The organism is Luteimonas sp. 100069, assembly GCF_003813845.1.
Lineage (GTDB): Bacteria > Pseudomonadota > Gammaproteobacteria > Xanthomonadales > Xanthomonadaceae > Luteimonas > Luteimonas chenhongjianii.
The window spans coordinates 68,046-86,503 of sequence record NZ_RPFN01000007.1 but is presented as its reverse complement, the minus strand read 5'-3'; the positions used below and the strand labels follow the sequence as shown (position 1 = coordinate 86,503).

The following is an 18,458-nucleotide window of genomic DNA, read 5'->3' as shown; positions in this document are numbered from 1 at the left end:
CTGCGGCTGACGCTTGCGGTCGCGTGGCTGCTCGCCCTGCTCGCGCTCGGTGCGATCGCCGCCTCGCAACTCCAGTTCAGTGGCGACCTGCGCCGCTTCCTGCCCGATGCGCGCACGCCCGAGCAGCGCCTGCTGATGGAAGAACTCGGCGACGGGCCGGGCTCGCGCCTGCTGATGCTGGCGATCTCGGGCGATGCGCCTGAAGTGCTCGCCGCGCGCTCGCGCGATCTGCATGCCGCACTGGCCGGCGATCCGCGCTTCACCCTGGTCACCAATGGCGGCGAAGCCGGGCTGGACGCGTTTCCCGAAGACCTGCTGGCGTATCGCTATCTGCTGACATCCTCGTTTGACGATGCGCCGCTCGATGCCGGTGTCCTGCGCGACGCGCTCGATGCGCGGCTGCAGGATCTCGGCTCGCCCGCCGCTGGCCTTGTCGAGCCCTTGATCCCGTCCGACCCGACGCTCGAGGTCCTGACGCTGGCCGAAGCCTGGCAGCCCGCGGGCGCGCCGCAGCGGCTGCACGACGTGTGGTTCGACGCCGCGGGCGAACAGGCACTGCTGCTGGTGGAGACGCGTGCGGCCGGCTTCGACCCCACGGGCCAGCTCGACGCGGTCGGCACGATCCGCGACACCTTCGCGCAGCAGGCGGGCGGGAGCGGTGCGACGCTCGAAGTCGTCGGGCCCGGCGCGTTCTCGGTCGATATCGGTGGCCGCACCCAGGCAGAGGCACAGCGCATCGGACTGGTCGACACGATCGGGTTGGTCCTGCTGCTGCTCGTCGCCTACCGCAGCTGGAAGATGCCGCTGCTCGGCGTGCTGCCGCTGGCGAGCGCGGGCATCGCCGGACTCACCGCGGTGGCATTGCTGTTCCCCGGCGGCGTGCACGGCATCACCATCGCGTTCGGCTTCACCCTGATCGGCGTGGTGCAGGACTACCCGATCCACTTCTTCAGCCACCAGCGCGCCGGCCTGTCGCCGTGGAAGAACGTGCGCGGGCTGTGGCCCGCGTTGTCGACCGGCGTCATCGCGACCTGCATCGCGTACGCGACGTTCCTGTTCTCCGGCGTCGACGGGCTGCGCCAGCTCGCGGTGTTCACGATCACCGCGCTGGCCGTCGCCGCGCTGACCACGCGCTATCTGCTGCCGGGTCTGGTCGACCCCTCGCCGCCGGATCTCGCGGGTTCGCTGCGGCTGCAGCGCCTGTGGCACCGCATCGAAGCGCTGCCGCGGCCGAAGTGGTCGCTGGCGGTGCTGGCCGTCGCGGCTGGCGCGGCGATCGCTTTGAGCCCCGGTGCGTTCTGGCAGAACGACCTGTCGAAGCTGACGCCGGTCGATCCGGATTCGATACAGCGCGACACCGAACTGCGCGCCGAACTCGGTGCGCCCGACGTGCGTTATGTCCTGGTCGCACAGGCCGACGACAGCGACGCCGTACTCGGTGCCACCGCCGCGCTGCGACCGTCGCTGGACGCGCTGGTCGCCGCGGGTCGCCTCGACGGCTACGACATGGCGGCCCGTTACCTGCCCGACGCCGCCACGCAACGCGCGCGTCAGGATGCGCTGCCGGACACGCCCGCGCTGCGCGCGATGCTGGCCGAGGCGCTGGCAGGCTCGCCGTTCAACGACGATGCCTTCGAGCCCTTCGTCGAGGACGTCGCGCGGGCCAGGGCGGCGGCGCCGCTGACCCGGGCCACGCTCGACGGCTCGCCGCTCGCGACCGCGGTCTCGGGTCTGCTGCTGGAAGGGGAAGGCAGCTCGACCGCCCTGGTCTCGCTCAGCGGTCTGGACGACCCGGCGGATGTTGCCGCGCTCGCCGCGCAGGCGGCTGCCCCCGGCATCGATGTGCGCCTGCTCGACATGAAGGACGCATCCGAATCGCTGGTGATCGAGTACCGCGGCCGGGTACTGGCGGCGATGGCGGTCGCGCTGGTGCTGCTGGTCGTCACGGTGTGGATCGCGCTCCGGCAGCCGCGCCGGGTCTGGCGCGTGCTGCTGCCGACCCTGCTGACCCTGGTGGTGGTGGTGGCCGTGCTGCGGCTGGCGGGCGTGGAGTTGACCCTGTTCCATCTGGTGGCCCTGATCCTCGCCGCCGGCCTCGGCCTGGACTACGCGCTCTTCTTCGAACACGCCGGCGATGATCGCGACGACCAGATCCGCACCCTGCATGCGGTGCTCGTCTGCAGCCTGATGACGCTGCTGGTCTTCAGCCTGCTGGCGCTTTCGTCGATCCCGGTGCTGCGGGCGATCGGCAGCACCGTCGCGCTCGGCGTGGTCTGCAACTTCGTCCTGTCGCTGCTGGTCGCGCGCCGGCGGGCCGCGATCACTGCGGCGCGCGCCGAACCGGCGCCGGTGCCATGACGCTCGTCGATCGCGACACCATCGAATCGATGATCCCGCACCAGGGTGCGATGTGCCTGTGGGACGCGGTGACTGGGTGGGATGCGTCGAGCGTCACACTGCGCAGCGCAAGCCATCGCGATCCGGCCAATCCGCTGCGCAGCGACGGCATGCTGCGCGCGCTGCATCTGTGCGAATACGGTGCGCAGGCAATGGCGGTCCACGGTGGCCTGCGCGCGCGTGCGAGCGGCGCGTCCGTGCGCCCCGGCATGCTGGTGGCGCTGCGCGGCGTGCAGCTGCACGTGGCGCGGATCGACGCGCTTTCCGGCGACGTGGAATGCGTCGCCGAGGTGCTTGTCGAATCGGAGGACAGCCAGCAGTACGCCTTCCGCATCGTGTGTGACGGCGTACTCCTCGCCGAGGGTCGCGCTGCGGTAATGCTGGGGCCGGCGCCGCTCTAGACGTCCCGCTCGAGGGCTTCGGTCCGGGCAAGGAAACAGATTCCCGCGCGCCGCTTCCGCCGCGGACGCTTCAATGTGCGACGTGCGTCATCGGGCCCGGCGCCTGCATGGGCCCAGTCGGGGCGCATGCAGCTGATCGTCCCATGGCCCGGAGCCCGACCCGCGTGATCCGCCCGGCTCCGACCTTGCCGCGTGCGGCCGACATCGAGCGCATCGCAGTGCCCACGGCCGATGCGCATTCCATGCCGCGAGCAATCGCGGCGCGCTCGCTACAATCACCCGATGAGCGAATCCCCGAACCAGGCGCCCGCGCGCCGTGCACTCGTGACCGGCGGCAGTGGCGACATCGGTGGCGCGGTCTGTCGCCGGCTCGCGGCCGACGGATTGCATGTGATCGTCCACGCCAATGCCAATCTCGCACGTGCCCAAAGCGTGGTCGCCGACATCGTTGCCGCGGGCGGCAGCGCCGAGGCGATCGCCTTCGATGTCGCCGATGGGGCCGCGACCCGCGGCGCGCTCGACGCCTTGCTCGAAGCCGGGCCGGTCCAGGTGGTCGTCAACAATGCCGGTGTGCACGACGACGCGCCAATGGCCGGCATGTCGGAAGTGCAGTGGAAGCGGGTGATCGATGTCTCGCTGCACGGCTTCTTCCATGTCACCCAGCCGCTGCTGCTGCCGATGGCGCGCAAGCGCTGGGGTCGCATCGTCAGCGTATCGTCCGTGGCCGCGGTGACCGGCAACCGGGGGCAGACCAACTACGCAGCCGCGAAAGCGGCGCTGCACGGCGCCTCGAAGTCGCTGGCGCGCGAGATGGCCAGCCGCGGCATCACCGCGAACGTGGTCGCTCCGGGCGTGATCGCCGGCAGCATGGCCGACGAGGTGTTTCCGGCCGAGACCATCCGGCAGATCGTGCCGGCGGCCCGGCCCGGCACTCCCGACGAGGTCGCAGCGCTGGTCGCCTTCCTGTGCTCGGAGCAGGCGGGCTACATCAACGGCCAGGTCATCGGCATCAACGGCGGCATGGGCTGAGCGCCCGCGCACGGGCTGCGTCGTGTCCACGCCAGCTTTATGTCGCCGGGCAGATGATCGCGCAGTACCCGTCCGGGTCCCGACCGACCAAGGAATCGCCATGCGCGTCTTCCGCACCGTAGTGCTGCTGGCCACCCTTGCCCTTGCCGGGTGCGCCAGTTCCCACGTCCTGACCGGGACGCCGCGGGCGCCGATCGATCCGGCCCAGGTCCGCATCTACTACGGCCCGCCGCCGGGCCAGTACGAGGAAATCGCCATCCTCAACGCCAGCAGTGGCGCGCTGACCTATGGCGACCAGAACAAGATCGATTCGGCGCTGCAGAAGCTGCGTCGGGAGGCGGCCAAGCTCGGCGCCAATGGCGTGCTGTTCCAGGGCACCGCGGATGGCCACCGCGACGGTGGCATCAGGGTCGGCGGCGGCTTGGGTCGCGGCAGCGGGCGCTGGTTCTCGTCGGCCGGTGTGGGCGTGAACGTCAGTCCGAGGCCGAAGTACGCCAACGGCATCGCGATCTGGGTGCCGAATCCGCCGCCCGAAACCGCGCCACAGGTGACGTCGCCGCCCCAGCGCTGAGGGGCTCAGGCCGCGTCGGCGTACCAGCTGGCGTCGAGCGACACGGGAAGCTGGGACGTGTCGCCGAGCAGGGCGTCGAGACCGTGGTCGCCGATCGCCGGGTGCTCGCTGCGCGCGCGTTGCAGCAGTTCCGCGGCCAGCCAGCGCATGCGCTCGACGTTCGCGCCAATGCGCGCCACGAAGGCAGCCGTGTCGAGCGTATCCGACAGCGCGCCGTTCATCTCCCGGAACCAGTCGATACGGAACTGGTCGAGCAGGCGCGCACCGGGCACCGGACGCCCCGCGTTCCGCTGGCCCCATTCGCGCAGCAGTGGCTGGATCGCCAGATTGAGCGCGCCGGCCTGCTGGAACGCCGGACGCAGCCGGCCGAGCGTGGCCAGGTCGGTCATCCGGTCGGCGAAGAACAGCGGCGCCAGCAGCGCCCAGTAATAGGTGTAGTCCCAGATCACCTTGAGCGGCATCACCTGCGTATCGCCGAACAGCGGGTACTGGTCCTGATAGAGGGTCAGGGTGTTCTCGTAGAACGAGACGTACAGCTGCTGGTAGAGATCGGCATAGGGCGTGAGGTCGGCACCCGCGCGATCCTTGTCGATCAGATCGCAGATGTAGGTATTGCTGATCGCGATGAAGTCGCTGCCCGGTGAATAGAACGGATCCAGGAACAGGCCGGCATCGCCGGTCAGCGCCCAGCGCCGGCTGGAGAACACCTGTTTGGCGCCGTGGGAAAAATGCCGCAGGAACATGAAGTCCTGCAGGGCATGCTGACCACCGTCGAGAGTCGCTGCGACCTGTGGCTGGTGGCGGCGCAGCCAGGCCATCGCCTTGGCGTGGGTGTTCATGGTCTCGAGCGGATGCATCTGCCCGTCGCAGACGATGCCTACCGAATGCGCGCCCGACGACAGCGGGATCAGCCAGAACCAGTAGCCTGGCCCGCACATGTGGTTGGTCGAACGCCAACGATCCGGTGGATCGCAGCGCTGCAGCCACTGCGGGTCCTGTGACCAGCTGTTGGGATCGATGAACCCGTCCACGCGCCACCACACCGCATTGGCGTCGTGGCCGTTGGCCATGGCCAGGCCGAGCTTGCGCTTGAGCAGTCCGGCGCGCCCGCCGGCATCGACCAGCCAGCGACAGGTCACCGTGTGCCTGGAGTCGCCCTGTTCGACCTGGACCGCATGGTCGCCATCGTCTTCGGCCAGATCGATCTCGCGCACCGTCGCGCCGTCATCGAAACGCACCCCCAGTTCGCGCGCGCGCACGCCCAGATGGTTCTCGAAGCGGCCGCGGTCGATCTGCCACGACGGGGTCGGCATCAGTTCGCTGACCCCGAGCTCGGTGCACTGGTCGACGCGATCGCTGCCGTCGGAGAAGAAGAACCGGAAGCCGAACTTGCGGATGTGCTGCTGGTCGAGATGCTCGCGCAGGCCGAGCACGCTGGCGAAGTAATGCGCGCCGATCTCGACGCTGGATTCGCCGACCTTGTGCGCGGCTTCGCGAACGGGATGTTGGCGCCGTTCGATCACGGTCACCGCGAGGTCGGGATGGCGCTGGCGCAGCTGGATCGCCAGCGTCAGGCCGGACAGGCCGCCACCCAGGATCGCGACATCGGTCCGATGGTCACGGGCCACCGCAGGTTCGGCGCGCATCAGCCGGCGCCCTGCGCGTGTTCGGCCATGGGTGCGGCGCCGTCGGCCGCCGCACCTGGATCGAAGATCACCGGCGGCCGGGCGCGGGCGCTGCGGTAGGTGGCGATGGGATGACCATGCGACAGCGCCTGGACCACGACATGCGAGGTGATGTTGTAGAGATCGCGGAACAGCCGGAAGTGACTCTTGCGGAACTGCTCGGTCGATTCCGCGCAGTGGTAGCGCGTTTCCACCGGCACCGACACCAGCCGGTATCCGAGCCGGCGGGCCGCGCTGATCAGGATCTGCGCCTCGAACACGAAGCCCTCGGCGGATACGTCGTCGAGGGCGAGGACCGCGGCCGGGTACAGGCGCTGGCCGCTCTGGGTGTCGACCATGCCGAAGCCGCAGGCCGCGGAGATGCCCCAGTCGCCGAAATCGTTGCCGATGCGGCGGTACCAGGGCTGCGAGTCGCGCTTGCGCAGCCGGGCCCCGTTGACGATGCAGTCGGGATAGCGGTTCGCGGCATCGATCATCCGGGGGATGTCGCTGGCGCGGTGCTGTCCGTCGCCGTCCATGGTCACCACGGCGGCGAATCCGCGCCGCCGCGCTTCGGCGAAACCGGCTCGAAGCGCCTGACCCTTGCCCATGCGCCGGGGGTGACGCAGCAGCGTCACCGGCAGGGCGGCGACGATATCGGCGGTGGCATCCTCGGAACCGTCGTCGACCACGATCACGTGCTCGCAGTGGGCCAGCGCATCGCCGACCACGCCATCGATGCGCAGCGCTTCGTTGAGCGCCGGGATCACCACGGCGACGTTGCCGCGGTGCAGCTGGACCTGCTCAGTCATGGGCGAGCTCTAGGGACAGGAGGCGGTGCGGGCCGGCGCGCAGGAGGGTGCGCGCCGCGCCCGAGGCGAGTGCGTCGAACAGCGGCAGCATCTGCACCATCGCATTGTTCGCGGCGTGCGCCTGCAGCGGGCCGGGCGGCGCGAGCTCGGCACCATCGCCCAGGCGCGCGCTCAGGCGTGGGCCGCCGCCGTCCCGGACCAGCACAAGGGCGGCGCCGAGCAGGCCTTCGCTATGGGTCACGGTGCCGAGCAGGCCGCTCGACGCAGTGTCGTAGGCGACCAGCAGCACTGCAGGCGCACCGGTCGCCAGCTGCATCAGCGCTTCGAGCAGGCCCTGGGCGAAGGTCGCATCGAAGGCGCTCAGCGCGGTCGTGGCCTCGGTGCAGCCGGTGCCGATGGTCCAGTACCCGGCAGCGGCGTTGTGCACGGAGTTGTGGAACCGGGTGGGCGAGATCGCAGTGGCATCGGTCGCCAGCGTCTCGCACATGTAGTCGGTGATGCCCAGGTCGCCGTGGGTGGATGCGAACACCGAAGGCAATGTCTCCGGCGCGATGCCGGCGTCCCGGCATGCGGCCAGCGCGACTTCCAGTGCGACCGCGACCGAGCCCGGCGCGCGGCGGCGTTCGTTGGGCGCGAGCAGCTGCGGCGAGGGGCGCGCGGGCGCTGCGTCGGGGCGCGTTCCATCGATCGCGAAGGCGCGCGCCGAGGGCCAGTCGGGCAGGCCGTCGGTCCAGAAGCCGACACCGGCGATCGTCGCCGTCAGGCCGTCCTGCAGGGCGGCGCTCATGCCGCCACCTTGCCGAACACCAGCGAGCAGTTGTTGCCGCCGAAGCCGAAGGAGTTGTTCATCGCGAATCCGATATCGGCCTCGGCGTTGTCGAAGCGGATCTGCGGGCCGCAGGCGGGATCGCGCACGCTGCTTTCGAGGATCCCCGGCAGGACGCCGGTCTCGAGCGCGAGCAGGGCGATCACGGACTCGACGATGCCGGCCGCGCCGAGCGTGTGGCCGGTCCATCCCTTGGTCGAGCTGGCGTGCAGCGATGCGGGGAACAGCGCGTCGACCGCGCGCGCCTCGACCGAATCGTTGGCCGGGGTCGAAGTGCCGTGCAGGTTGAGATAGCCGACCGCGTCCGGCGCGATGCCGGCGCGGTCGAGTGCCGCGCGCATCGCCAGCGTCGCGCCGAGGCCCTCGGGGTGCGGCGCCGACATGTGATGCGCATCGCTGGACTCGCCGTAGCCGCGCAGCTGCAAGCCGGTGTCGGCGGGCCCCGCCCGCTCGAGTACCGCGAATCCGCCGGCCTCGCCGAGCGACAGGCCGTCGCGGGCGGCATCGAACGGACGGCAGGGCGCGCTCGACACCAGGCCCAGGGCGTTGAAGCCGAACAGCACGCTGCCGCAGAGCGTGTCGACGCCGCCGACCAGCGCCGCGTCGACCAGGCCCGCCTCGATCATCCGGGCGGCCTGCGCAAAGACCTTGGCGCTCGACGAGCACGCAGTGGCCACGGTGATGCACGGGCCACGCAGGCCGGTGGCGTGCTGCAGGAAATCGCCCAGCGAATGCGGGGTATGGACGATGGGCCGGGCCAGATCGTCCGGGAACCGGCGGGTGCCGGTTTCATCCTCCTGCGCGCGCGAATAGGCCTCCTCGCTGGCACCGATGCTCGAGGTCGACGTGCCCACCACGAGGGCCACGCGGTCGACGCCATGCCGCGCGACCACGGCCTCGAGTGCGGTTTGCACGCCGTCGTGCTGCAGGGCGATCCAGGCCAGCCGGTTGTTGCGGCATTCCCAGCGCGACAGCGCCGACGGCAGCGGCGCGTCTTCGAGGCCATCGACGCGGCCGATCCAGGTCGGCAGCGGCGTCGGGCCGAAATCGTTGCGCCGCAGGCCACCGCGCCGCGTGCGCAGCGCCGCCGCGTGCGCCGCATTGCCGCGACCGAGTGCGCTCGTCGCGGTGAAGGCGCGGATGGCGATCGCCGGCATCGGCGGAGGCTGCATTTGGGGCACGCGATGGATCCGGGGGCGGGGCGGCGGCCGAGTATAACGACAGCCTCGTGGCGGGACCGGGAGGGCCCGCCATGCGTTCACCTGCAGGCGACATAATGGCCGGCATGGCCGTCAGCCACATCGCCCATCGCCTGCGCCTGCTCACAGACGCGCATGCCCTGCACGCGCTCGCCGTGGCCGGCGCAGCCTGCGTGCTCAGCATGGGAGTGGTGTACGTGGGCTATTTCCTGCACGTGTGGCGGACTGCGCGCAACGCGCCCTGCGTGCCCGAGCGCGGTGACTGCGTGCTGGTCTTCGGCAAGCACGCCCCGGCAGGACGGCTCGACCGGGATTTCAACGCGCGCCTCACGCGCGCCGCGGCGCTGTGGGATTCGCATGCGCCCAGCCGTGTGCTGCTGCTGGGCGGTGGCCCCGCGGGCAGTCCGACCGAGGCGGCGGTCGCGCGTAAGACGCTGTTGGCACTGGGCGTGGCACCGGACGCGCCACTGCTGCTCGAGGATACGTCGCGCGACACCCTGCAGAACCTGCGCAACGCGCGCAGCCTGCTGGCGACTGCGGAGCTCGATTCCGCGTCAGCCACGCGCGAAGTCACCCTCCTCAGCAGCCGCTATCACCTCGCCCGCTGCGCGCTGTTCGCCGGCAACCTGGGCCTGCGCTGGGAACTGTGCGCAGCCGAGCCGAAGCTGGACTGGCGGCCGGGCACGCTCTGGCGCATCGCCGGTGAGGCGGGCTACGTCTGCTGGCTGGACATCGGCGCGCGCTGGGCGCGGCTGATCGGTTATCGCCGGCTTCTGGAACGCCTGAGCTGACACGACGGCCGCAGCTGCGGCCGTCGTTTTTTGTCCGGATGCGCGCTGGCGCCCCTCAGCGGGGTTGGCGCGGGCCCTGCATCTGCGCCGGAATGAACGTCGTCTCCACCGCCTCGGCCAGCTGGTCGGGCGGCAGCAGGCCCTGGTCGAGCAGGAAGTTGTTGAACGCGCGTCGGTCGAACTTGTCGCCGAGCGCGAGTTCGGTGCGCATGCGCAGTTCGAGGATGCGGGTGTAGCCGTAGAAGTAGCTCGTGGCCTGGCCCGGTGCGTTGAAGGTGTAGCGGTCGAGTTCCTGGCGCGCCATCGCCGGCGACAGCATCACCTCTTCGGTCAGCACGCGGCCGGCGTGTTCGCGGTCGATCATGCCGAGGTTGAGCATCGGGTCGAGCATGGCGCGCGCGGCCCGCAGCAGGCGGAACTGCAGCGCGATCAGCTGGCCGTCGAGCGGTTCGTAGGGCACCAGTTCGGCCTCGGCATACAGCGCCCAGCCTTCGACGTTGACCGAATTGAACGCGAACATCGAACGCGCCAGCGACACGCCGCGTTCGACCATCGCGGTGAACTGCAGCTCGTGGCCCGGGCGGCCCTCGTGCGCGGACAGCGTCCAGCGCACCGCGTCGAAGTTGAAATCGTCGTAGGCATCGCCGGCAGCGTCGCCGCTTCCGCCCGGATTGCCGACCGGCAGCACGAACGTTCCCTGCTGTCCGGTGTTGCCCACCAGCGGCGCGGGACGGAAATGCGGCGCGGGTTGTGCAGCCGATTCGGCTGCAGAACCCAGGCGCATCTGCATCTCGCGTTGCGGCACGTCGACGATCCCCTCGCGGTCGATGATCGGATCGATCGCGTCGATGACCTGGCGGTAACTGGCCTCGAGCCGGTCGTTGGGAATCGTGTCGCGCTTGAGCGCGGTGATGACACCGCGGTAGTCGGTCGCGTCGATGCCTTTCGCCTGCGCAACCAGCGGCGCAAGCTGCTGCATCTGGGCGCGGATCTCCATGAAGGCCAGCTGCGCGCGCTGCATCAGCAGCTGCGGATCGATGTCGGTGCCGTACTGCTTCAACCCGAACGCATACAGTTCCGGCGGCAGGCGCGTGTCTTCGCGCGCCTTGGGCAGGACGTTGGTGCGGGTCCAGTCGGCGTAGGCGGTGATCTCCCTGGCGATCGCGTCGAGCGCTTCGTCAGCGCCCTGGATTCCGTATTCCTCGAACAGCTTGCGGATGCCGGCGACGTAGGTGTCGGCGCTGTCGATGGCACGCTGGACCTCGAGCTTCGTGGGCTGCAACAGGTCGGGGTTCGTCAGGCGCTCCTCGTAGCGCTGGCGGGCGAGCGTGGTGATCGGGGTGCTGCCTTCGGCCAGTCCGGCGTAACGCTTGAGCCGCTCGAGTGCGAACGCCCGCCGCTCAGGTGGCGTCTGCGCCGACAGCAGGCCGTTGATGCCGCCGAAGATCAGCTGCGGCGCATCGGTCCACGGCAACAGGTAACGCTCGCTGAGCGTGCTGCCCTCGATGCTCTCGTCGATGCTGCCGAGCAGGATCTGCAGGTCCTGGCGCACGTTCGCATCGCGTTCGACCTCCAGCTGGGCCTGCAGCTTGGCGCGCGCGCCGGCCATCGCAGCGCGGTAGCGTTCCGCATGGTCGGGACCGAGGTCGGCGACCCGATCGTCGTAGCCGGGAATGCCGAAGAAGCCGGCCCATTCGGGCTGGAACGGGGCCTGCGCGTCGATCAGGATCTGTGAAAGCGCATTGCTGCGGGCAACCCAGGCCGGCGACGCGGCAGGCGCCGCGGTCGTGGCTGCCGCCCTGGCGTCGTCGGTATGGGCAAACGCGCCGAGCGGCGCGGCGAGGGACAGGGCGATCGCGAGGACGAGTGGTTTCATCGAGGTACCAGCGGCGAAGGACGAATGTCGTATGTAGGCGTTCGCGCGCGTCGCGGCAATGGCCGGAGGTCATTGCGGTAGGTCATTACGGTGCTGGCGGCTCCCCGATCGACGTACCCGGCACGGCGAGCGGGAATGCGTCGTCGTCATCGAGCGTCAGTGACTTGTACCGCCACACACCGCCTCGGCGCTCGGCGACCGCGACCAGGCGCGCCTCGCCCCGCGGCCCCCGCAGCGGAATGCGCAGGGCGGCGCTGCCACCGCCGTCGGTGGAAATGCTGATGTCGCCCAGCGGCATGAACCCGGCTCGGTCGGCGTTCCCAGCCGCGCAGCCACCTGCGGATGCAGGCGGGCGCGTCCCACGGCATCGGCCTACACCGCCGAGTTCCGCAGTAGGGCGCGAACCGGGAGCACGGCGATGCACACGAGCTCCACGACGAGGCTGGCCACGCCCAGGGCGAGGGCCACTTCCCGTTGCGCTGCCGCCAGCCACGCAGCGCAGGCGACGCGCTGGCCGGCTCCGGCGATGGCGGCAACGGCGGCGGGGCCGCGGACATCAGGGCGCCAGACAACGCGCGAAAAACGCCTCGCTGGTGCGGTAGCGATGCAGTGCGTCCTTGCCGCGCAGGCCGTGCTTGGCGCCGGGATAGGTCATCAGCTCGAACGGCGTGCCGGCCTGCTGCAACTGGCTCATCAACTGCGTTGCATTGGAGAACAGCACGTTGTCATCGGCCATGCCATGGATCAGCAGCAGCGCGTTGGGGCGGATGTTGCCGGCGTGGGTGAACACGCTGGCCTCTCGGTAGCCGTCGACATTGGCCTTGGGCAGGTTCATGTAGCGCTCGGTGTAGTGGGTGTCGTAGAGCGCCCAGTCGGCGACCGGCGCGCCGGCGATGCCGCAGGCGTAGGCTTCGGGTGCCTTGGCCAGCAGCATCAGCGTCATGTAGCCGCCATTGGACCAGCCGTTGACCGCAATGCGCTGGCCGTCCACCCAGGGCTGCGACTTCAGCCATTCGACGCCTCGCAGCTGGTCCTCGACTTCCACCGTGCCCTGGCGCTCATACAGCGCACCGCCGAAATCGCGGCCCCGGCGCGGCGTGCCGCGGTTGTCCAGCGAGAACACCACATAGCCGCGCTGGGCAAGGTACTGGTGGAAGCTCGCATCGGCGCGGCCGGGCCAGGTGTCGAGCACGGTCTGCGCGGCCGGGCCGCCGTAGACGAATACGACGACCGGATACGTGTTGCGCTCGTCGAAGTCCGCCGGCCTGATCAGCGAGTAGTGCAGGGGCGTGCGACCGTCGGCGGCCGTGAGCGTGCCGAACTCGGTGGGCCGGTGCGCGGCGCGGTATGGCGCATACGGATGATCGGCGGCGGCGAGGTCGTTCTCGACCAGCGTGGCAAGCCGCGTGCCGTCGGCGCGGCGCAGTGCGATCTGCGGCGGCGTGGTGGTGTTGGACCAGCTGTCGACGAAGACCGAGGCGTTGCGGGCGAAGCTCGCGCCATGCATGCCGGGCGCGTCCGACAGCGCGGTGTAGGCCTGCCTGCCGTCGAGGCCGACGCTGTAGATCCGTGATTCGGTCGCGCGCGGTCGTGCCTTGCCGTCTTCGAGCACCATGCCGGCACGGAAGAACAGCAGGCCCTTCGCCTCGTCGACCGCCAGCAGTTCGTCCACCGGCCACTCGCCCCGGGTCAGGGGGGTCATGCGCCGCCCGTCTTCCGAGGCCAGGTACAGGTGCTGGAAGCCGTCGCGCTCGGACGACCAGATGAAGCGGCCGTCGTCGAGGAAGCGCAGGCTGTTGTGCAGCGGCACCCAGGTGCGGCTGCGCTCGGTGACCAGTGTGCGCCGCGCGCCGGTGGCCAGTGTGGTCTCGATGAGCTCCAGGGTCTGCTGGTCGCGCGACTGGCGCTGGAACGTCAGCCGCTGCGGATCGCGCCACTGCACCCGGGCGAGGTAGATGTCCGGATCGGGGCCAAGATCGACGTCGCGCACCGCGCCACCCTGCGGCGCGACCACGTGCAGGCTGATGCGCACGTTCGGGTCGCCCGCCGCCGGGTAGCGTTGTTCGATCACATCGGTGCGGTCGGCATAGACCTCGTAGCGCTTCTGCACCGGCACCGGTGACTCGTCGATGCGGGCAAAGGCGATCGCGCTGTCGTCGGGCGCCCACCAGTAACCGGTGTGGCGATCCATTTCCTCGTCGGCGACGAATTCGGCGACGCCATTGCCGATCACGTCGCTGCCGTCGGTCGTGAGCTGTCGCTCGATGCCGCTGGCGAGATCGATGACCCACAGATTGCGCGCACGTACGAAGCTGACCAAGCCACCGCGCGGCGAGACCTTGGGATCGGTCGCGAAGCCGCCGCCGTCGGTGAGCTGCCGTACCGCGTCGCTGCCCGACTTCGACAGGTCGTAGAGATACAGCTCGCCGCCGAGCGGAAACAGCAGGCGCTGCGCATCCGGGGCCCACTGGTAATCGACGATGCCCGATTGCCCCGCGATGCGCTGGCGCTCGCGGCGCGCTTTCTCCGCATCGCTGAGCGTTTCCTCGCCCGGCAGCACGACCTTCGAATCGACCAGCATCCGTGTCTGCCCGCTGGCGATGTCGTACTCCCACAGGTCGAGCTGGTTGCGGTTCTCGTCCTTGCCGCGCAGGAAGGTCACGCGCGAACCGTCCGGCGCGACCTGCGGCTTCATCAGCGTCGGCCCCGACAGCGGCGCATCGCCGGTGATGGCCTCGAGCGTGAGACCGCCGGAGGCGGGCGGGGTGGCGGCGAGGGCGGAGGACGTGGCGATCATCAGGGCGGCAGCGGCAAGTACGGAGCGCATGGCGTGTCCATTGGAGCGAAGGCGTCAGTGTATCGGGCGGGCAGACCGCGCTGACGCTTCAGTCCGCGCAGGCTTCCCGGCGCGTCGCGCCGCCCGACCAGGCCCACATGCGATGCACCTGCGGCTGGAAGGTGTGCAGCACATGGCCGCAGGTGCCGACTGTGGCCGGCGGCAGGCACGCGGCCCGCGCGCCATCGGGGGCCAGATACCAGAGCGCGCGGTCGGGCGCCGCAGTCACATGCGCCAGCGTGAGCAGCTCCGCAGCCACGTCGGGCGCCGCCGTGCGTTGCCAGTCATCGCCGGCGAGTGCATCGCAGCGCGTCGGGTCGGCGGTCAGGGATGCAGGCGTCGTCGCGCATGCGGCGAGCAGGCAAGTCGCGGTCGAAAGCGCGATCGTTCGCATCGGACATCATCCTTGATCCGGAGAGGCGACCGATCCTACGCAAGCGCGCGTGGCGGTGCAGGCCGCCACGCATATCGGTGCCTCAGCGCCGGCCCTGCCCGAACAGCAGCTGCTTCTCCTCCTCGCTCATCGGCTTGCCGGCATCCGGATTGACCTCCTTCGCCTTCGCATAGGCACGCTGCGTTGCCGGGCGCGCCTTGATCGCGGCGTGCCAGCGCTGGACTTGCGGGTAGGGCGTCATGTCGATCGGCGCCTTGTCGTAGACGCCGATCCACGGATAGGCCGCCATGTCGGCGATCGAATACGCGTTGCCGGCGATGAAGTCGCGGCCCTTCAGGTGCGTGTCGAGGACCTGCAGCAGGCGGTTGACCTCGTTGGTGTAGCGCTCGATCGCGTAGGGAATCTTCTCCGGCGCATAGACGTTGAAGTGGCCGTACTGGCCGGTCATCGGGCCAAGGCCGGCCATCTGCCAGAACAGCCATTCCAGCGTCTCGATGCGCGTGCGCGGCCCGGTGGACAGGAACTGGCCGGACTTCTCCGCCAGATACAGCAGGATCGCCCCGGATTCGAACACGGTCTGCGGCGCGCCGCCGTCGGCAGGAGCATGGTCGATGATCGCCGGCATCTTGTTGTTCGGCGAGAACGCGAGGAATTCCGGCTTGAACTGGTCGCCCTTGCCGATGTTGACCGGACGGAGCGTGTAATCGAGTCCGGCCTCTTCGAGGAAGAGGGTGATCTTGTGGCCGTTGGGGGTGGGCCAGTAGTAGAGGTCGATCATGGGATGCGCGCTCGGGGAAGGTGCCTCGAGTCTAGGCGCGTCGGCGTCGGGCGGCGTCGACACGCCGCGCACGGTGCGTTGCGGTTGCCGCCCAAGCGCGCATATGACGACGCCGCCCGGGGGGGGGGCGGCGTCGGAGGGGGTTCCCGCGGCAGGCCTTACTGCGCGGCGCAGTCGAGCCGGTGCGTGGCATCGGTGCCGATGCGCACCTCTGCCAGACCCAGGGTCAGACCGGCCGGGGCGCGCAGCGCGAACGGCGTGCTGACCCGCGTGGCGTCGAGCCCCGCGCCCGCCAGGCACTTGAGCGGGATGCCCGCGGTCACCCACTCGTTGCGCGGCAACGTGGCCAGCCATTCGCGCACCGGCAGCTCGCCCTTGCAGGCCTCGCCGCAACCGGCGGACAGGACGATGTCGCCACTGGCCGGCAGTGCATCGACACGCAGCGTCACCAGCAGCAGCGAATCGCCATTGGTCTCGCGGCTCAGATCGACCGGCGAATGCGACAGCAGTTCGGCGGTGGCATTGCCGGTCCAGGTGAGCAGTCGAGCGCCTTCCTGGGTCTGGTGATCGACCGCGGCGAGGGTCAACGTGCCGTCGGGCGTGGCGACGCGCGGGTGCAGCACGTCGGCGCCGCGGCCATCCGCGCCGGTGACCACCAGGCGGATGCCGGGTCCCGGCACGCCACGGGCGAAGAAGCCGGCGCTCTTGCCGTCGTCGGCGCTGACCCCGGCGTCTTCCGGCAACGCGGCGAGGTTGCCGTCATCGGCGTAGGTCAGGCCATGGCCGAACGCGAACAGTGGGTCGTAGCCTTCCATGCCCACGTTGTTGACGTACTGGTCGGCGCGGCGCGGCCAGGAGAAGCTGAGCTTGCCCTTGAAGTCGTGCTGCGGCTGACCGTCTGCGCCGCGCAGGAGCACGTCGGCGATGCCGGCACCCTCCGAGCCCGGCAGCCAGGCTGCGACGAAGGCATTGGACGCGTTGATCTCGCGGTTCATCCACAACGGACGGCCGCTGAGGAACACCGAGACCACCGGAATGCCGTCGGCGCGCAGGCGCTTGACCAGCTCGAGGTCGGCGTCGTCGCCGGGCTTGTACAACAGGTTCGGCAGGTCGCCGAGGAACTCGGCATAGGGCTCCTCGCCGAACACCACGATCGCGACGTCCGGCTTCTGCCGGTAGCTGCCGTCGATCGCGAGTTCCGCGGTGCCGCCGGCGGCGCCGACCTGCTTGCGGATGCCGTCCCAGATGGTGTCGCCGTTGGGGTAGTCGGCGCGCTTGGTGCCCGTGCCCTGCCAGTTCAACGTCCAGCCGCCGGACTGCTTGCCCATGTCGTCGGCGCCGTCGCCGGCCACCAGTACGCGCTGGTTCGCGGCGATCGGCAGGATGCCGTCCTGGTTCTTCAGCAGCACCAGCGATTCGCGCACCGCGCGACGCGCGACCTCGCGATGTTCGGGTGCGCCGAGCAGTTCGAACTTGCCGCCGAGCGCGCGCTCCGAGGGCTTGGGCGCATCGAACAGGCCCATGCGGAACTTCACCCGCAGGATGCGGCGCACCGCGTCGTCGAGGCGCTCCATCGGAATCTCACCCGACTGCACGTGCTTGACCGTGCTATCAAAGAGGCCGCGCCAGCTGTCGGGCGCCATCGCCATGTCGAGCCCGGCGTTGAACGTCGCTGCGCAATCGGTCGTGGTGCAGCCCGGCAGCTGGCCGTGGCCGTTCCAGTCACCCACGACAAAGCCGCCGAAGTTCATGCGGTCCTTCAGCACGTCGGTCAGCAGCGGCTTGTGGCCGTGCATGCGCTGGCCGTGGACGCTGTTGAAGGAGGCCATGACCGCTTGCGCGCCCGCGGCGATCGCCGGCGGATAGCCGGCGCCGTGGATGTCGCGCAGCTGCGCTTCGCTCACGGCGGTCTCGCCCTGGTCCTTGCCGCCGGCGGTGCCGCCGTCGCCCAGGTAGTGCTTCACCGAGACCATCACATGCTGGTCGTTGAGGAACTCCGGCGAGCCCGCCTTGCCCTGCATGCCTTCGACCACGGCCGGCGCGAACGCAGCGACGATGTCGGGCGATTCGGAATAGCCCTCGTAGGTACGACCCCAGCGGTCGTCCTGCGGCACGGCGACGGTCGGCGCGAACGCCCATTCCATGCCGGTGGTGCGCGTTTCGATCGCGGTGACGCGTCCGATCTCGCGCATCAGCTCGGCATTGCGGGTCGCGCCAAGGCCGATGTTGTGCGGGAACAGCGTCGCGCCGACGATGTTGCTCTGGCCGTGTACGGCGTCGATGCCGAAGATCACCGGGATCGCCTTGCCGCCGCCCGAGGTGTCCATCGACGCTTCCCAGAAGGCATCCGACAGCGCCAGCCATTCCGCCGGCGAGGCGTCATAGCGGCCGCCCGGATCGGAGTTGCCGCCGGCGAGGATCGACCCCAGGCGGTACTTGCGCACGTCCTCGGGCGTGACGTCGGCGATGTCGCCCTGCACGATCTGGCCGACCTTTTCCTCGACGCTCATCGTCGCCAGCAGGTCGTCGATCTTCTTCTCCAGCTCGGCGTCGTGCGGCAGGGGCCATGCGGTATCGGGCCAGTTCGCTGCATCGATGGCGCCCGGGTCGGCATCGGCTGCACCGGCCTGTGCGGTTGCCTGGGCGGCGGGGGTCTCGTCGCGCGCACATCCGGCGACGCCAACGACAAGCGCGGCGAGCATGGCCGGCAACAGTGCGCGGCGAAGGACATGGCGGACGGGGCGACGCGATTCGATCATCGAAGAGCTCCGGGAAAGCGGCAGAGGCCGCAGGATGGGCTGTCACGCTGGCGCAGCGATGACAGCGTTGTCACGCGGCGGCTAGCATACCGGCGCAAGCCCGCGGGCGCTTGCTGCACGGCGAC

Annotated in this window: 15 protein-coding genes; 5 read left to right on the top strand and 10 right to left on the bottom strand. The window is 70.0% G+C overall.

The annotated features are described in order from the left end of the window. Window positions 1-27: 27 nt before the first annotated feature. The 4 genes from EGK76_RS14050 (at window position 28) to EGK76_RS14035 (ending at window position 4,398) form a co-directional block, all read left to right on the top strand. Window positions 28-2,358, top strand: coding sequence for an MMPL family transporter (locus EGK76_RS14050; protein WP_233580322.1), 2,331 nt, complete (start codon window positions 28-30; stop codon window positions 2,356-2,358). Next, window positions 2,355-2,798, top strand: coding sequence for a phosphotransferase (locus tag EGK76_RS14045; RefSeq protein WP_123833029.1), 444 nt, complete (start codon window positions 2,355-2,357; stop codon window positions 2,796-2,798). The genes EGK76_RS14050 and EGK76_RS14045 overlap by 4 nt, the downstream gene beginning before the upstream one ends. Before the next feature lie 282 nt (window positions 2,799-3,080). Then, window positions 3,081-3,827 (top strand): 3-oxoacyl-ACP reductase FabG, encoded by a 747-nt coding sequence (gene fabG, locus EGK76_RS14040; protein ID WP_123833028.1) that lies wholly within the window; start codon window positions 3,081-3,083, stop codon window positions 3,825-3,827. Between the two features lie 100 nt (window positions 3,828-3,927). Further along, a complete protein-coding gene (locus EGK76_RS14035) occupies window positions 3,928-4,398 on the top strand; it encodes a hypothetical protein (RefSeq protein ID WP_096297052.1) in 471 nt (156 codons plus the stop codon). Between the two features lie 5 nt (window positions 4,399-4,403). Here the strand turns inward: EGK76_RS14035 and EGK76_RS14030 are convergent, their stop codons facing one another. Genes EGK76_RS14030 through EGK76_RS14015 form a run of 4 tightly spaced genes read right to left on the bottom strand, consistent with a single transcriptional unit; the run spans window position 4,404 to window position 8,857 of the window. Beyond that, the gene (locus EGK76_RS14030) at window positions 4,404-6,044 is read right to left on the bottom strand and encodes a tryptophan 7-halogenase (RefSeq protein WP_123833027.1); all 1,641 of its coding nucleotides are present in this window, start codon (window positions 6,042-6,044) and stop codon (window positions 4,404-4,406) included. Further along, the gene (locus tag EGK76_RS14025; RefSeq protein WP_096297054.1) at window positions 6,044-6,874 is read right to left on the bottom strand and encodes a glycosyltransferase family 2 protein; all 831 of its coding nucleotides are present in this window, start codon (window positions 6,872-6,874) and stop codon (window positions 6,044-6,046) included. Before EGK76_RS14025 ends, EGK76_RS14030 begins: the two co-directional genes overlap by 1 nt. Next, window positions 6,867-7,661 (bottom strand): beta-ketoacyl synthase chain length factor, encoded by a 795-nt coding sequence (locus EGK76_RS14020; protein WP_123833026.1) that lies wholly within the window; start codon window positions 7,659-7,661, stop codon window positions 6,867-6,869. Before EGK76_RS14020 ends, EGK76_RS14025 begins: the two co-directional genes overlap by 8 nt. After that, window positions 7,658-8,857 carry a beta-ketoacyl-[acyl-carrier-protein] synthase family protein gene (locus EGK76_RS14015; RefSeq protein WP_123833065.1) on the bottom strand — a complete coding sequence of 400 codons (1,200 nt, stop codon included), beginning with the start codon at window positions 8,855-8,857 and terminating at the stop codon, window positions 7,658-7,660. Before EGK76_RS14015 ends, EGK76_RS14020 begins: the two co-directional genes overlap by 4 nt. A gap of 95 nt (window positions 8,858-8,952) precedes the next feature. On the opposite strand from EGK76_RS14015, the gene EGK76_RS14010 reads away from it, so the two are divergent. Continuing rightward, window positions 8,953-9,690 carry a YdcF family protein gene (locus tag EGK76_RS14010; protein WP_123833025.1) on the top strand — a complete coding sequence of 246 codons (738 nt, stop codon included), beginning with the start codon at window positions 8,953-8,955 and terminating at the stop codon, window positions 9,688-9,690. 55 nt (window positions 9,691-9,745) lie between these two features. On the opposite strand, the gene EGK76_RS14005 is transcribed toward EGK76_RS14010, so the two are convergent. The 6 genes from EGK76_RS14005 to EGK76_RS13980 form a co-directional block, all read right to left on the bottom strand. Continuing rightward, window positions 9,746-11,566, bottom strand: a complete 1,821-nt coding sequence (locus tag EGK76_RS14005) for a DUF885 domain-containing protein (protein WP_123833024.1) — start codon at window positions 11,564-11,566, stop codon at window positions 9,746-9,748. A gap of 85 nt (window positions 11,567-11,651) precedes the next feature. Continuing rightward, a complete protein-coding gene (locus EGK76_RS14000) occupies window positions 11,652-11,864 on the bottom strand; it encodes a hypothetical protein (protein ID WP_123833023.1) in 213 nt (70 codons plus the stop codon). Between the two features lie 258 nt (window positions 11,865-12,122). Continuing rightward, on the bottom strand, window positions 12,123-14,393 hold the full coding sequence (locus tag EGK76_RS13995; RefSeq protein ID WP_123833022.1) for a S9 family peptidase: 2,271 nt from the start codon (window positions 14,391-14,393) through the stop codon (window positions 12,123-12,125). Window positions 14,394-14,451: 58 nt separating this feature from the next. Beyond that, entirely contained in the window at window positions 14,452-14,796 is a 345-nt protein-coding gene (locus tag EGK76_RS13990) for a hypothetical protein (protein WP_123833021.1), read from the bottom strand. Window positions 14,797-14,878: 82 nt separating this feature from the next. After that, window positions 14,879-15,574 carry a glutathione binding-like protein gene (locus EGK76_RS13985; RefSeq protein WP_123833020.1) on the bottom strand — a complete coding sequence of 232 codons (696 nt, stop codon included), beginning with the start codon at window positions 15,572-15,574 and terminating at the stop codon, window positions 14,879-14,881. 158 nt (window positions 15,575-15,732) lie between these two features. Beyond that, on the bottom strand, window positions 15,733-18,333 hold the full coding sequence (locus EGK76_RS13980; protein ID WP_123833019.1) for an exo 1,3/1,4-beta-D-glucan glucohydrolase: 2,601 nt from the start codon (window positions 18,331-18,333) through the stop codon (window positions 15,733-15,735). Window positions 18,334-18,458 lie beyond the last annotated feature (125 nt).

What these genes read in the sequence shown, in the direction of transcription:
- EGK76_RS14000 (WP_123833023.1), bottom strand. Translation starts at nt 11,864, where the DNA reads ATGCCGCTGGGCGACATCAGCATTTCCACCGACGGCGGTGGCAGCGCC.
- EGK76_RS13990 (WP_123833021.1), bottom strand. Translation starts at nt 14,796, where the DNA reads ATGCGAACGATCGCGCTTTCGACCGCGACTTGCCTGCTCGCCGCATGC.
- EGK76_RS13995 (WP_123833022.1), bottom strand. Translation starts at nt 14,393, where the DNA reads ATGCGCTCCGTACTTGCCGCTGCCGCCCTGATGATCGCCACGTCCTCC.
- EGK76_RS14005 (WP_123833024.1), bottom strand. Translation starts at nt 11,566, where the DNA reads ATGAAACCACTCGTCCTCGCGATCGCCCTGTCCCTCGCCGCGCCGCTC.
- EGK76_RS13985 (WP_123833020.1), bottom strand. Translation starts at nt 15,574, where the DNA reads ATGATCGACCTCTACTACTGGCCCACCCCCAACGGCCACAAGATCACC.
- EGK76_RS14015 (WP_123833065.1), bottom strand. Translation starts at nt 8,857, where the DNA reads ATGCCGGCGATCGCCATCCGCGCCTTCACCGCGACGAGCGCACTCGGT.
- EGK76_RS14025 (WP_096297054.1), bottom strand. Translation starts at nt 6,874, where the DNA reads ATGACTGAGCAGGTCCAGCTGCACCGCGGCAACGTCGCCGTGGTGATC.
- EGK76_RS13980 (WP_123833019.1), bottom strand. Translation starts at nt 18,333, where the DNA reads ATGATCGAATCGCGTCGCCCCGTCCGCCATGTCCTTCGCCGCGCACTG.
- EGK76_RS14010 (WP_123833025.1), top strand. Translation starts at nt 8,953, where the DNA reads ATGCGTTCACCTGCAGGCGACATAATGGCCGGCATGGCCGTCAGCCAC.
- EGK76_RS14035 (WP_096297052.1), top strand. Translation starts at nt 3,928, where the DNA reads ATGCGCGTCTTCCGCACCGTAGTGCTGCTGGCCACCCTTGCCCTTGCC.
- EGK76_RS14020 (WP_123833026.1), bottom strand. Translation starts at nt 7,661, where the DNA reads ATGAGCGCCGCCCTGCAGGACGGCCTGACGGCGACGATCGCCGGTGTC.
- fabG (WP_123833028.1), top strand. Translation starts at nt 3,081, where the DNA reads ATGAGCGAATCCCCGAACCAGGCGCCCGCGCGCCGTGCACTCGTGACC.
- EGK76_RS14045 (WP_123833029.1), top strand. Translation starts at nt 2,355, where the DNA reads ATGACGCTCGTCGATCGCGACACCATCGAATCGATGATCCCGCACCAG.
- EGK76_RS14030 (WP_123833027.1), bottom strand. Translation starts at nt 6,044, where the DNA reads ATGCGCGCCGAACCTGCGGTGGCCCGTGACCATCGGACCGATGTCGCG.